14 protein-coding genes are annotated in these 11,989 nt (G+C 64.3%); 9 read left to right on the top strand and 5 right to left on the bottom strand.

The features are described 5' to 3' along the window. Positions 1-71: 71 nt before the first annotated feature. Complete coding sequence (locus QA642_RS37515) at positions 72-290, bottom strand: CsbD family protein (protein WP_283081395.1); 219 nt, start codon at positions 288-290, stop codon at positions 72-74. A 127-nt stretch (positions 291-417) separates the two neighbouring features. On the opposite strand from QA642_RS37515, the gene QA642_RS37510 reads away from it, so the two are divergent. From QA642_RS37510 to QA642_RS37500, 3 genes are all read left to right on the top strand, one after another. Next, positions 418-930, top strand: a complete 513-nt coding sequence (locus QA642_RS37510) for a cupin domain-containing protein (RefSeq protein WP_283081394.1) — start codon at positions 418-420, stop codon at positions 928-930. A gap of 121 nt (positions 931-1,051) precedes the next feature. After that, positions 1,052-1,480 (top strand): VOC family protein, encoded by a 429-nt coding sequence (locus tag QA642_RS37505; RefSeq protein WP_283081393.1) that lies wholly within the window; start codon positions 1,052-1,054, stop codon positions 1,478-1,480. 43 nt (positions 1,481-1,523) lie between these two features. After that, positions 1,524-2,012, top strand: coding sequence for a VOC family protein (locus tag QA642_RS37500; RefSeq protein ID WP_283081392.1), 489 nt, complete (start codon positions 1,524-1,526; stop codon positions 2,010-2,012). 131 nt (positions 2,013-2,143) lie between these two features. On the opposite strand, the gene QA642_RS37495 is transcribed toward QA642_RS37500, so the two are convergent. Together QA642_RS37495 and QA642_RS37490 are read right to left on the bottom strand one after the other, a co-directional pair. Next, on the bottom strand, positions 2,144-3,304 hold the full coding sequence (locus QA642_RS37495) for a hypothetical protein (RefSeq protein ID WP_283087062.1): 1,161 nt from the start codon (positions 3,302-3,304) through the stop codon (positions 2,144-2,146). A gap of 2 nt (positions 3,305-3,306) precedes the next feature. Beyond that, positions 3,307-4,008 (bottom strand): FecR family protein, encoded by a 702-nt coding sequence (locus QA642_RS37490; RefSeq protein WP_283081391.1) that lies wholly within the window; start codon positions 4,006-4,008, stop codon positions 3,307-3,309. Positions 4,009-4,059: 51 nt separating this feature from the next. Here QA642_RS37490 and QA642_RS37485 point away from each other — a divergent pair, with 51 nt between their 5' ends. Further along, a complete protein-coding gene (locus tag QA642_RS37485; protein ID WP_283081390.1) occupies positions 4,060-5,490 on the top strand; it encodes a phospholipid carrier-dependent glycosyltransferase in 1,431 nt (476 codons plus the stop codon). Between the two features lie 53 nt (positions 5,491-5,543). On the opposite strand, the gene QA642_RS37480 is transcribed toward QA642_RS37485, so the two are convergent. After that, complete coding sequence (locus QA642_RS37480) at positions 5,544-6,185, bottom strand: OmpA family protein (protein ID WP_283081389.1); 642 nt, start codon at positions 6,183-6,185, stop codon at positions 5,544-5,546. Positions 6,186-6,725: 540 nt separating this feature from the next. Between QA642_RS37480 and QA642_RS37475 the strand changes: the two genes are divergently transcribed. The 3 genes from QA642_RS37475 to QA642_RS37465 all read left to right on the top strand — a co-directional run bounded on the left by QA642_RS37475 (position 6,726) and on the right by QA642_RS37465 (position 8,617). Continuing rightward, complete coding sequence (locus QA642_RS37475; protein ID WP_283081388.1) at positions 6,726-6,971, top strand: hypothetical protein; 246 nt, start codon at positions 6,726-6,728, stop codon at positions 6,969-6,971. Positions 6,972-7,092: 121 nt separating this feature from the next. After that, complete coding sequence (locus QA642_RS37470) at positions 7,093-7,347, top strand: hypothetical protein (RefSeq protein ID WP_283081387.1); 255 nt, start codon at positions 7,093-7,095, stop codon at positions 7,345-7,347. A 103-nt stretch (positions 7,348-7,450) separates the two neighbouring features. Next, complete coding sequence (locus QA642_RS37465) at positions 7,451-8,617, top strand: crosslink repair DNA glycosylase YcaQ family protein (RefSeq protein ID WP_283081386.1); 1,167 nt, start codon at positions 7,451-7,453, stop codon at positions 8,615-8,617. 37 nt (positions 8,618-8,654) lie between these two features. Here the strand turns inward: QA642_RS37465 and QA642_RS37460 are convergent, their stop codons facing one another. Continuing rightward, positions 8,655-9,134: a DUF2809 domain-containing protein gene (locus tag QA642_RS37460; protein ID WP_283087061.1), complete on the bottom strand. Its 480-nt coding sequence runs from the start codon at positions 9,132-9,134 to the stop codon at positions 8,655-8,657. 169 nt (positions 9,135-9,303) lie between these two features. On the opposite strand from QA642_RS37460, the gene QA642_RS37455 reads away from it, so the two are divergent. Both QA642_RS37455 and QA642_RS37450 read left to right on the top strand, forming a co-directional pair. Continuing rightward, positions 9,304-10,635 carry an MFS transporter gene (locus QA642_RS37455; RefSeq protein ID WP_283081385.1) on the top strand — a complete coding sequence of 444 codons (1,332 nt, stop codon included), beginning with the start codon at positions 9,304-9,306 and terminating at the stop codon, positions 10,633-10,635. A gap of 236 nt (positions 10,636-10,871) precedes the next feature. Continuing rightward, positions 10,872-11,978, top strand: coding sequence for an efflux RND transporter periplasmic adaptor subunit (locus QA642_RS37450; RefSeq protein ID WP_283081384.1), 1,107 nt, complete (start codon positions 10,872-10,874; stop codon positions 11,976-11,978). The last annotated feature ends 11 nt before the right edge of the window (positions 11,979-11,989 follow it).

The raw sequence follows: 11,989 nt of genomic DNA, 5'->3' as shown, positions 1-11,989 counted from the left end.
ACGGATAGAGACGAGCACAAACAAAAAGACCGGCCTTGCGGCCGGTCTTTTCGCTTTCAACGCTGGTCGCGCTATTCCGCCGCGCGACGTGCCGCCGCAGCGGCGCGATCCATCGCGTCCTTTGCCGCGTCCTTGGCATCGCCCATGGCTTTCTGGCCCTTGCCCTTCACTTCCTGGACCGCGCCTTCGCCCTGCAGGCGATCGGAACCGGTGGCTTCCCCGATGCCCTGCTTGGCCTTGCCGATCGTCTCGTTGGCAGTGCCCTTGATCTTGTCCGTGGTGCTACCCATGAAACTCTCCTTCCGATTTGCTCGTGAGGGCAACGTCCCGCAGCTACGAGAGTTCCAATTTTGGTATGGCTTGCTGATGCGGCTTTAGGTAGTTTGCCGCGCACGGAACCAACAGAGAGCACGTCCCATGACCGGCCATGATCATTCGCATTCCCACCATGACCACGATCACGACGATCGCTGGAAACATGACGGCGTGCGCGTCATTCCCGGTAACCAGCTCGACACCAACGTGCCGTCAACGGTCGGCATGGACCGCGCCGCCGCGATCAATTTCGCGCGCGTCGGCGCGCAGAAATTGTGGGCGGGCACCGTCAGCATCAAGCCCGATGCAAAGACCGGCGCGCATCACCACGGCCATCTCGAAAGCGTCATCTATGTGGTGAAGGGCAAGGCGCGGATGCGCTGGGGCGAGACGCTGCAATTCACCGCCGAGGCCGGCCCCGGCGATTTCATTTTCGTGCCGCCCTACGTGCCGCACCAGGAGATCAACGCCAGCCCGGACGAAGTTCTGGAATGCGTGCTGGTGCGCAGCGACGGCGAGGCGGTCGCGATCAACCTCGACATCGAGCCGGTCGAGAAGCCCGAGACCGTGCTGTGGATCGACCCGGTGCACCGGGATCCCAACGAGAAGAAGTAAGGACCGGCCGCCTGGGGCGGTGCGGTCGCCTCCAACGCGGCGGCAAAAAAATTCCGGAAGCGATGTCGGATGGCCGTCGGGCCGTCCGTCCTTGAGCAGAACCCCGCCCAAGGAGCTTCCGATGCCCAAGATGATTTTCATCAGTCTGCCGGTGACCGACCTCAAGCGCGCTACGGCCTTTTACGAGGCCGTCGGCGCGACCAGGAACCCGCAATTCAGCGACGACACCGCGAGCTGCATGGTCTTTTCCGAGACCATCTACGCGATGCTGACGACCCACGACAAATTCCGCCAGTTCACGCCGAAGCCGATCGCGGATGCGAAGATCTCGAACCAGGCGCTGTTCTGCCTGTCCGCCGACAGCCGGAATGAGGTCGACGAGATCGTCGCCAGGGCCGCGGCTGCAGGCGGGGTGGCCGATCCCAGCCCGAAGGACGAGTACAGCTTCATGCACGGCCGCAGCTTCGAGGATCCGGATGGCCATATGTGGGGGGTGAACTGGATCGACATGACAGCCTTCGCCGCACAGTCCGAGATGGCGAGCGCCTGATCGAAGCCTGCGAACTCAGAGAATTTCGAGAGGAGCATTCACGATGTCCAAGCTCGTGCCCTGCATGTGGTTCAACGGTGACGCCGAGGAAGCCGCGACGTTCTACACCTCGCTCGTGCCGAATTCGGAGATCACGCACGTTCAGCATAACGTTTCGGACGGCCCGTCCGGCAAGACGGGCTCGGTGCTGGTCGTCGAGTTCACGGTGGCCGGACAGCCGCTGGTCGCGCTCAACGGCGGCATGACGATGGAATACACCCACGCGATCTCGCTGATGATCCATTGCGACGACCAGGCTCAGGTCGACAGCGTCTGGAATGCGTTCCTGGCGCATGGCGGCAGGGAAGAGCAGTGCGGCTGGCTAAGGGACCGCTGGGGCGTGGCCTGGCAGGTGGTGCCGAAGGTGATGTTCGAATTCCTGTCGAGCTCCGACAAGGCCGCGGCCGCGCGCGCGATGCAGGCCATGATGAAGATGGTGAAGCTGGACGTGGAGGCTTTGCGCCGCGCGTTCGAGGGCAAGTCGGCGGCGTGACGTCAGCACAGGTGCCGTGGGGTGGGCAAAAGGCGCGCTTGCGCCGTGCCCACCATCCGTCTCCGTTGAGAGGAGTGGTGGGTACGCTTCGCTTTGCCCACCCTACGAAACCGTGCCCTCGTCGCGGCGCCTCAGTAATTGATCCGCAGCCCCACGCCGCCATGGATGGTGTTGCCGACCGGCTGCGGACCCAGCGTGCCGTTCGCGAACAGGTCCACGATCCAGCCCTTCTGCACCCGGAAGCCGAGCCGGCCGCCATATTCGAACCAGCCCTGGTTGCCCATCGTCGGCACCACCGTGCCGTTGCCGGTGACAGTGGCGACGATGCCGCTATGGCCGGCGAACGACTGCACCCAGCCGCCGTTGATGTTGGTCTCGATGTTGCTGCCGAACAGATGCGTCCACTGGCCGCCGATCTTGACGAGGCTGGTGCGGTCGGTGCCGCTCGCGATGGTGGTGTCGAACGGATTGAACGCGACTGCGCCGTCGCTATAGCCGGAGACTCGCTGCCAGAGCTGCCACACCTCGATGGAGGCAGCGACCTCGTCGCGCGGTGACACCCGGCTTATCCATCCGGCGCGGCCATAGACGGCATAGTTCGCCGCATTGGTCGAGCTCGTCACGCTGACGGGGCCGAGGCTGGTGTCGTAGCTGCGGGTGTAGCGCGCCTTCTCCCACGGCGTCAGGATGGTGCCGACGTCGAAGAACGGGCGCGACGAGCCCCAGTCGGTGAAGTCATAGCGCAGCGCGAAGGCGCCGATCGGCGCGCTGGTGATCTTGTAACCGCCCTCGTTGTATTGCGTGTAGGCGATGCCGGCGAGAAGCGACAGGTTGTTGGTGAGCTCCTTGCGGCCGTGGATGCCGGCGGAGAACGAGCCGGCCGAGCCGAACGCGCTGATGCAATTGCTGCAATTGACCTGCTCGTTGACGCCGAGCAGCACCGTGCCCAGCACGCGGTTGGTGATCATCTGGTTGAAGCGCTGGCCTGCGAGCCCGCCGATCGAATTGCCGCTGGAATCCGCGCCGGTCGGACCCGGCAGTGGAGATGGGCCTGGCGAGGGCGATGGATAGGGGTTCGGTGAAGGCGAGGAAGAAGGTGTCGGCGTGGACGTAGGTGTTGGCGTCGGGGACGGCGAGTAGGTCGGCGACGGGTAGGGCCTCGGCTCGCCGCACTCCGATTCGCACTCAGCTGCCTGGGCAGCTGCCGGCCGTGCATTGAATGCGACAAGCGAGACCGCAGCAGCAGCGGTCATTGCAGCGGCGAGGATGAGGCGCCCGAAAAGTCTCGCCATCATCAGCGCCCGCACAGCATGCCGTCGTCATGGACGGCGGGCGTGATGGTCGGCGAGGCGTCGGCATACTGGTTGACCGCGCACAGCCCGCCATTGGCGGCGCAGGTCGCGGCGAAGGTCCATGGCGGCGTATTGGTCTTGGCGATGCTGACCTTGCCGCCGGTCGAGGTGATGATCGCGGTGTCGCCCGGCTGGGTGAGCTGCACGCATTGGAAGCTCAGCGTGCAGACGCTGGCGGCACCATGCTGAAGCACGACGACGGAGCGGCCACGTTGCGACAGGATGTCGAGCGTGGTGCCGCGCACGCCGATGGTCGCGAGCGGCGTCGTGATCTTGTAGGCGGTTTTCTCGGAATGGCCGGTGACGAAGCGGAACGCGCCTGTGGTCATGCGGATCGCGACATCGCGATAGCTGTGCTCGTCGTTGAAGACGGTGCGGTCGAGCTTGAGCGTGGCGCTAGGGCCGAGCGACAGATTGGTGCTGTCGGCCATGACGAAGCGCGCGGCGCTGTCGGCGCCGGTACGCACGGTCTCGTCGCGCAGCATGCTGTCGCCGACATTGATCGGCGTCGTGGTCGCGGCGACGCGCACCACCTCGTTCTGGATCACGACGGCTTCGCCGACGCGCGTCTGCGCCTGTGCGCCAGACGCCGCGCACAGAACGGCCGTCAGCAGTGTGGGAAAAAACGAGAAACGCAAATTCATTTCGCAACCGATCGATGTGTCCCTGATCGTACCGGGTCGCGCGCGCTTCTGATGTGGCGAAATTATCACAAGCGGCACGGGACCTGCGCTATGCTTAGTGACAGTTGCGACGGAATGCGTTCAATGAAAACGGTCATCCAGATTTTTCTCCCCGGTGAAGCAGATTTGCCACGCAAGACATCCTCACAACAGCCGATCGAAGTGTCAGCGGTTCCGAAGCTGTCGCAGAGTGCAGTGATTGCTGTCGCGATTTTCCTGGTCGCGCATCTGGCGCTGCTGATTGGCCTGGCGACGCCGGAAAAATTCGTCTTCGACGAGGTGCATTACGTGCCGGCCGCGCGGCAGATGCTGGCGCCCGCGATGTCACAGCCGCTGCTCAATCCGATGCACCCGCCGCTGGCCAAGGAGCTGATCGCGGCCTCGATCGCGGCGTTCGGCGACAACGCGTTCGGCTGGCGCTATCTCGCGACATTGTTCGGCGCGCTCGCGATCGTCGCGATCTATCTGTGCGGGCTTGCGCTGTTCTCGGCGCAAGCGCCTGCGATCGCCGCCGCCCTGATCGCGACGTTCAACCAGATGCTGTACGTGCAGGCCCGCATCGCGATGCTCGACATCTTCGCGTTAGGGTTCGGTCTGCTCGCGATCGCCGCCTTCATGCATGGGTTTCGACGAGAGCGCCCGCATGCGCTGTTCGCGCTCGCGGGCGCTCTGTTCGGCTTTGCTGCAGCCTGCAAATGGAGCGGCCTGTTTCCGCTCGGGGTCTGCATCGTGATCGTCGCGGTGATCCGCCTGATGCAGGGCTGGCGCGCGCTGTTCGCCGACGCCAAGCCGGGGGACTGGTACCGGCCCGACCTCTGGCCCGACTTTCGCGTGCCTCACGTCGCGCTCTGCTTCGCGGCCTTGCCGGCGATCACGTATCTGGCAGCGTTCGTTCCGCTTTACGGCTTCTCGCCATCGGATTTGCTCGAGGCGCAGCGCCGAATTTTTGCCGACAACACCACGACCGCCATCGCCGGTCACACCTATATGAGCGCGTGGCCGTCCTGGCCGCTGCTGGCGCGTCCGGTGTGGTTCCTGTTCGACAAGACTTCGGAGAATAGCGTTTCCGCGATCGTCTTCCTCGGCAATCCCCTGGTGCTGTGGCCGGCGCTGCTCGCACTCGCAATGGTGCTGCGCGACTTCATCGTCGCGCGCCGCTGGGATGCGTTCCTGATCGCGGCGTTCTATTTTGGCTGCTGGCTCGCCTGGGCGCTGCTGCCCCGCACGCTCGGCTTCATCTACTACTATATGCCGGCCGCAACCATTGCGTCGCTCGCGCTGGTCCATGTGCTGCGAAGAGAGGGGCTGCCGCGCTGGCTGCTATGGGCCTATGTCGGCATCGCCGCCATCGGCTTTGCCGTGATGCTGCCGATCTCGGCCGCATTCATCGGCACGACGATGCAGAATTTCAACCGCCTGATGCTGTTCCAGAGCTGGATCTGACAGCAGAAAGCCGCCTGCCGTGGATGCGGCAGGCGGCTCATCGGTCGCCGCGGCTATTTCGACGCGGTCTTGGTGTCCATGTTCACGACCTGGACGCGGCGGTTGATCGGGTCGGCGCCGTTGGCGGTGTCCTTCAGCTTGGTCTTGCCGTAGCCGACGGTGACGAGATCGGTGCCGTTGAGGCCGTAGTTCTGCACCAGGTACTTCTTGATGGTGTCGGCGCGACGTTCGGAGAGACCCAGATTGTACTCTTCGCCGCCGATCGCGTCGGTATGGCCGGCGACCACGAAGGTCGATCCCTTTAGCGCCGGGTCGGAGAGGGCCTTGCCGAGCGCCTGCACCGACGACACGGAGGTCTTGGCGATGTCGGCCGAGTTGTAGTCGAACTGGATCTCCAGATCGATCTTCGGCTTGGTCGCAGCTAACTCGGCGATCTGCTCGCGCTCGCCCATCGAGAGCGACCGGGTCGAGCGGTTGCGCACCGTGTTCAGGAATGTCGCTTCCTTGGCCTGCGCGGTCGGATCGGCTTGCGGCCCGACGGACAGGCCGCGGGTCGCCGGCTTCGGCTTCAACGCATTCACGATCTGGTCGGCGGAGAAGGTGTTGTCGCCGGCGAAAGCCAGGCCGGCCGTCATCGACAGCGCGGCCGTCAGGGTAATCGCCTTCAGTGCAAAAAACTTATCGAAACGGGTCATTGTCGTATCCTCGGTGTGACGCCTGATAGCGATTTGATGCTGAGAGCCTAGGACAGGTTCAAAGACCCCGATGTGATCCTGGTCACGGTGGCCAGAGGGGCTTTTGGGGTTACCCTGGCCCATTTCCCGGCGGTTTGGGGCGCAACCGCCAACCGCCCTGCTTGACGTCCGCTCCGGAGCACAGGCGTGAGCTCGCGAACGGCGGTGGTCGCGCTCACCAGGGCGCCGGTTCAAGTGGCTGCGGCCCAGGTATGATTGAACTCACATTGCGGAAGGCAGGCCTGCCGGCTGCGGCCGGCTGCCGGTTCCTGGTGGCCACGGGCTTTGCGGAAGCCTGCGGACATCGATGGTCGCAAAGCCGTCGCGGCATGGCCCGCCCGCGGACAAGAAATCGGCCAGATGCGCGCCTAGCACCCCTTCGAGAGCCACTCACATACGAAGGGAGCCGAGTTTCATCCTGTGCCGAGGCCAACTGACTATCAGCGTGACTCCCAATTCTATCGCAGTGGCCCGCCGGATCGGACCGTCTCCCTGAATTCCATGCCCATCTATATCGGCGCGGCGATGATCGCGGTGGCGATCCTGCTGTCGACGCTGATCACGGGGCTGACCTCCCGCTATGTCGGCCTCGAGGCACCGACCGACGAGAACATGTGGCTGGTCGACCGTCTCACCGGCAGCGTCTATCGTTGCCAGGCGGAAGGGCGCGGCAAGGCGTCTTGTGAGCCCGATGCCGCCACAGGCAGCATCGGCGGTCGGTCCGGGACGCGGAAGGAGGGCCGTTGAGCCCTCTGCCATCGCACCGCAGCAAGAAAATTGTCTTCTCCACGAAACGTCTGCGCGAGAGAATACGTAATTGCGAAGGCCGGCATGACGCCGGTTTCGTTTTGCTCGAGGAGACTTTTTGATGAAGACCTTGCTCACGGCCACAGCCTTTGTCGCGTTTGCTCTTTCGCTGTCCCCCGCCTCCGCCGCGATGATGGCGTGCACCACGGACAACATGATGAAGACCGCCGCCATGATGGGCAGCACCCCCGACACGCCGGCGAAGATGGCGGCGAACAAGGAAATGGCCATGGCCAACACGGACATGAGCAATGGCAAGATGAAGAGCGCCTGCATGCACTACATGAAGTCGCAGAAGGCGATGTCGATGAAGTAAGGCGCGCCTCGGTTGGCCGCGCTGTCAGCAGATGGCAGCGCGGCTTTTCCTTGTCCGCTGCCTTCTTTCTCTTGGCGCGAATCCCGCTACATTGCTCCCTGCAATGTCACGCGCGCCGAAACCCCTCCCGCTCACCACGACACAGGCCCGGCAGATCTGGCTGCATGCCCAGCGGCTGGACGAGCGCGCGCCGTTCGGCGACGGCGCACAGGCGGTGGCGGATGCGGTCACTCATCTCGGCTATGTCCAGATCGACACCATCAACGTCATCGAGCGCAGCCACCACCACATCCTGTTCAGCCGCATTCCGTCCTATCGCCGCGCCGATCTGCGCCAGGCCCAGAGCGTCGACAGGAGCGTGTTCGAATACTGGACCCACGCGCTCTCCTACGTGCCGTCCGCCGACTTCCGCTTTTTCCTGCCGGCGATGCGCGAGCACAAGCGCGAGGGCCACAAATGGTACGCCTCGGTGAAGCCGGCCGACACGCGCAAGGTGATGCGGCTGCTGCGCGCCGGCCCGCTCACGATCCGCGACATCGAGGACGACGTGCTCACCGAGAAGGAGCATTTGTGGCAGAGCCGAAAACCTTCGAAGCGGGCGCTCCAGCTTGCTTTCTACACCGGTGTCGCGACCATCAGCGCACGCCTGGGCATGCTCAAGACCTATGATATGATGACGCGGCATTTCGGCTGGGACAAGCTGCCGAAGCCGGCCTCCGCGAAGGAGATCACGGCGTATCTACTCGACCGCGCGCTGCGCTCGCAGGGCGTCGTCAGCCTCGATTCGATCTGCCATCTCGACGCGCCGCGCAAGAAGGCGGTCGCCAGCCTGATCGCCGCGCGCGTCCGCCGCGGCGATCTCGTCCCCGTTGCGATCGACGGCGCCGGCAAGCAGGAGCATTGGGTGCAGCCCTCGGTGCTGGAGGACGGTGGCGAGGGGCTATCGCCCGATCTCGTCCACATCCTCTCGCCGTTCGATCCCCTGATCATCCAGCGCAAGCGCACCAATCTGATCTTCGGCTACAACCATCTGTTCGAAGCCTATGTGCCGAAGGCCAAGCGCAAGCTCGGCTATTTCGCCCTGCCCGTGCTGGTCGGCGACGAGATCGTCGCCGCGCTCGATCTGAAGGCCGACCGGCAGGCCAAGAAGCTCCTGATGCAGAAATGGACCTGGGTCGGGCAGGGCAAGAAGACGGTGGGGCGCAAGGAGCTCAAGCGGAAGATCGAGGACGAGCTCGATCGCTTCGAGCGGTTTCAGCTGGAGGAGTGAGACCAGGCGTCGGTCTCGTAGGGTGGGCAAAGGCGCGTTAGCGCCGTGCCCACCATCTGCTTGTGGTAGGCACGCTTCGCTTTGCCCACCCTACGAGACCGCGCGTCGTGGCGAGCCGATCGATCCAGACGCCGACCGCAATCCCAATTGCATAAGCCACCAGATTCCACAGCGAGAAGATGCGGCCGAGCAGCAGCGCTCCGGCGGTGGTGATCCGGAATCCGTCGAGCCAAGGCGTATGCACCAGCCGGGAGAACTCGATGACGACCGCGATCACCACCGCAATCGCCGCGATCTGCGCCCGCGACAGCCGCGGCAGCAAAACCCCGACGAGCAGAAACACCATCGTCGCCCAGAGCAGCGACCCGCCGTACTTCACGACGAAGGCGGGCAGGCCGAGCGGAAAGCCGTACCAGCGCAGGGACAGGCCGCAGGCGATCACAACCAGCGCGAGGGCGGCCCGGGTCAGCGATGTCCGTCGCAGCGCAGCAGAATGATTTGGCTGCGCCCCGTGCATTGCTTGCTCCATTGACTCTTTCGCGGCGATGCTCAAAACCGCGAACAGAGCGTTTTCGAGCGAAGTGGATACCGGTTCGCGTCAAGAAAACGCGTCAAAACGTGAATCTAAAGCCGTTTCGATTCGAAACGGCTTTAGCCCATAAAAGCAACAACCCCGGGGGGAAGCCATGAGCCAGACCACGACCTATGCCGGTTCCACCGGCACTGCCAAGAGCGAAGTCGAGACCTCGACGATCCGCGCCATCTCCTGGCGCCTGATTCCGTTCCTGGTGCTGGCCTACTTCTTCTCCTATCTCGACCGCGTCAATCTCGGCTTCGCCGCGCTGACCATGAACGCCGAGCTGAAGTTCACGCCGCTGATCTTCTCCTGGGGTGCCGGCATCTTCTTCATCGGTTATTTCATCTTCGAGGTGCCGAGCAATCTGGCGCTGGAGAAGTTCGGCGCCAGCCGCTGGATCGCCCGCATCATGGTGACCTGGGGCATCATCTCGGCGCTGATGGCGACGGTCAGCGGCGTCACCAGCTTCTACGTCCTGCGTTTCCTGCTCGGCGTTGCCGAAGCCGGCTTCTTCCCCGGCATCATCCTCTATCTGACCTACTGGTATCCCGCCGAATACCGCGCGCGCTTCCTCGCCGCCTTCGCCATCGCCGTCCCGATCTCGACCGTGATCGGCGCACCGATCTCAGGCCTGCTGCTCGGCCTCGACGGCATGATGGGCCTGAAGGGCTGGCAGTGGCTGTTCATTCTCGAAGGCATTCCTTCCGTGCTGCTGGGCATCGTCACCTGGTTCTATCTCACCGACAGGCCGGAGAAGGCGGACTGGCTCTCGGCCGAGCAGAAGGCCTGGCTCAAGGCGAAGCTCGACGCCGAGATCGCGGCCAAGCAGGCCGTAAAACATCTGACGCTCGGCGAGGCGCTGTCCTCGCCCAAGGTGATCACGCTGAGCCTGATCTATTTCGGCTTCGTCGGCGCGCTCTACGGCATGCAGTTCTGGCTGCCGCAGATCGTCAAGGCGTTCGGTCTCACCAACGCGCAGACCGGCTTCGTGACCGCGATCCCCTATCTGTTCGGCACGATCGCGATGATCCTGTGGGCGCGGCACTCGGACGCCACGCGCGAGCGCGTGATGCATGTCGGCGCGCCCATGATCCTGATCGCCATCGCGCTCGGGGTCTCCTCCTATCTCACCGACCCCACGCTGACCATGGTGGCGCTGACCTTCGCCGCGATCGGCGTGTTCTGCGTCTTCGGCGTGTTCTGGACCCTGCCGACCGCCTGGCTTTCCGGCACGGCCGCGGCCGGCGCCATCGCCCTGATCAACTCGATCGGTAACCTCGCAGGCTTTGGTGGCCCCTATCTGATCGGCTGGGTCAAGGAAGCGACGGGGCAGACCTCGACCGGCCTCTTGGTGCTCGCCGTGCTCCCGCTGATTGCCGGCATTCTGGTCTTCGTCGGGGGCCACGAGAGCAAGCACGAGTTCGCCGGGCAGGGGCGGTGAGGACATAACTTCGTAGGGTAGGCAAAGGCGCGCTCTGCGCCGTGCCCACCATCTCTTGTGGCCGGCGCGGTGGGCACGCTTCGCTTTGCCCACCCTACGATAGCACCTCCGCGGCGGGGCTTATCCCAATCCTTACCACCTCTTAACGATCACGCTTTCCTGATGACTGACGATTATTGACTTTTATCAGTGATTAGTCGACATTCCTCTCATTCGAGATAGGGGAGTGTCCTCCGATGTTTGTCCGGTCGGTTTTGTCCAGCTATTCCAGGCTTTTGGCGGGTGTGTCGCTGGCCCTGATGGCCGCCTCGCTGGCCGGGTGCAATGACACCGTCGCCGAGAACGCCGAGCCGTCCCGGCCGGTCCTGGTCGCGACCGCCCATTATGACGCCGAGACGCCGGAGCGGAGCTTCGTCGGCACCATCAGGCCCCGGATCGAGAGCGACCTCGGCTTCCGCGTCGCCGGTAAAGTTGCAAAACGCCTGGTCGAGGTCGGACAGACCGTCGAGATCGGCCAGCCGCTCGCCACCCTCGACGAGGTCGATCTGAAGCTCCAGGCCGAGCAGGCCGTCGCCGAGCAGACCGCTGCGACCGGCGTGCTGGCCCAGGCCGCCGCCGCCGAGCAGCGCGCCAAGGATCTGAAGGCCAAGGGCTGGACCACGGATGCGCAGCTCGATTCGAGCCGTGCATCTGCCGACGAGGCCCGCGCGCGGCTCGACCGCGCCGTCCGCTCGGTCGAGCTGACCAAGAATTCCCTTTCCTACGCGACGCTCAACGCCGACGCCCGTGGCGTCGTCACCGCAACGCTGATCGAGCCCGGCCAGGTGGTTGCCGCAGGCCAGGCCTCGATCCGTGTCGCCCGCTTTGCCGAGAAGGAAGCGGTCGTCGCGATCCCTGAGACGCTGGTCGGACGTGCCAAATCGGGCGCCGCCAGCGTCACTCTTTGGTCCGAGCCGAACAAGAAATACACGGCGAAGCTGCGCGAGATCGCGCCGGCGGCGGATCCCGCCACGCGCACCTATCTCGCAAAGTTCTCGCTGCCCGAGGCCGACGACAAGGTCGCGCTCGGCATGACCGCGACGCTGACGCTGTCGGACGCCGCCACCGAGCGCGTCGCGCGTCTGCCGCTGTCGGCGCTGTTCAACGAAGGCGGCAAGCCCTCGTTCTACGTCGTCGACGACAACGGCGCGGTCACGCTGCAGCCGGTCACGGTGAAGTCTTATGAGAGCAACGACGTCGTCATCACTGGCGGTGTGCCGGAAGGCGCCAAGATCGTCGCGCTCGGTGTGCAGAAGCTCGATCCGAGCCAGAAGGTGCGGGTCGTCTCGTCCCTGTCCTTCTAACTACTGTCATT

It is taken from the genome of Bradyrhizobium sp. CB2312 (genome assembly GCF_029714425.1).
Classification (GTDB): domain Bacteria; phylum Pseudomonadota; class Alphaproteobacteria; order Rhizobiales; family Xanthobacteraceae; genus Bradyrhizobium.
The sequence above is the reverse complement of the archived record's forward strand: the minus strand, read 5'-3'. Positions and strand labels throughout refer to the sequence as shown.

Excerpts from the sequence above, each read along its gene's own strand:
- QA642_RS37515 (WP_283081395.1), bottom strand. The coding sequence starts at position 290 with ATGGGTAGCACCACGGACAAGATCAAGGGCACTGCCAACGAGACGATC.
- QA642_RS37510 (WP_283081394.1), top strand. The coding sequence starts at position 418 with ATGACCGGCCATGATCATTCGCATTCCCACCATGACCACGATCACGAC.
- QA642_RS37505 (WP_283081393.1), top strand. The coding sequence starts at position 1,052 with ATGCCCAAGATGATTTTCATCAGTCTGCCGGTGACCGACCTCAAGCGC.
- QA642_RS37500 (WP_283081392.1), top strand. The coding sequence starts at position 1,524 with ATGTCCAAGCTCGTGCCCTGCATGTGGTTCAACGGTGACGCCGAGGAA.
- QA642_RS37495 (WP_283087062.1), bottom strand. The coding sequence starts at position 3,304 with ATGGCGAGACTTTTCGGGCGCCTCATCCTCGCCGCTGCAATGACCGCT.
- QA642_RS37490 (WP_283081391.1), bottom strand. The coding sequence starts at position 4,008 with ATGAATTTGCGTTTCTCGTTTTTTCCCACACTGCTGACGGCCGTTCTG.
- QA642_RS37485 (WP_283081390.1), top strand. The coding sequence starts at position 4,060 with ATGTGGCGAAATTATCACAAGCGGCACGGGACCTGCGCTATGCTTAGT.
- QA642_RS37480 (WP_283081389.1), bottom strand. The coding sequence starts at position 6,185 with ATGACCCGTTTCGATAAGTTTTTTGCACTGAAGGCGATTACCCTGACG.
- QA642_RS37475 (WP_283081388.1), top strand. The coding sequence starts at position 6,726 with ATGCCCATCTATATCGGCGCGGCGATGATCGCGGTGGCGATCCTGCTG.
- QA642_RS37470 (WP_283081387.1), top strand. The coding sequence starts at position 7,093 with ATGAAGACCTTGCTCACGGCCACAGCCTTTGTCGCGTTTGCTCTTTCG.
- QA642_RS37465 (WP_283081386.1), top strand. The coding sequence starts at position 7,451 with ATGTCACGCGCGCCGAAACCCCTCCCGCTCACCACGACACAGGCCCGG.
- QA642_RS37460 (WP_283087061.1), bottom strand. The coding sequence starts at position 9,134 with ATGCACGGGGCGCAGCCAAATCATTCTGCTGCGCTGCGACGGACATCG.
- QA642_RS37455 (WP_283081385.1), top strand. The coding sequence starts at position 9,304 with ATGAGCCAGACCACGACCTATGCCGGTTCCACCGGCACTGCCAAGAGC.
- QA642_RS37450 (WP_283081384.1), top strand. The coding sequence starts at position 10,872 with ATGTTTGTCCGGTCGGTTTTGTCCAGCTATTCCAGGCTTTTGGCGGGT.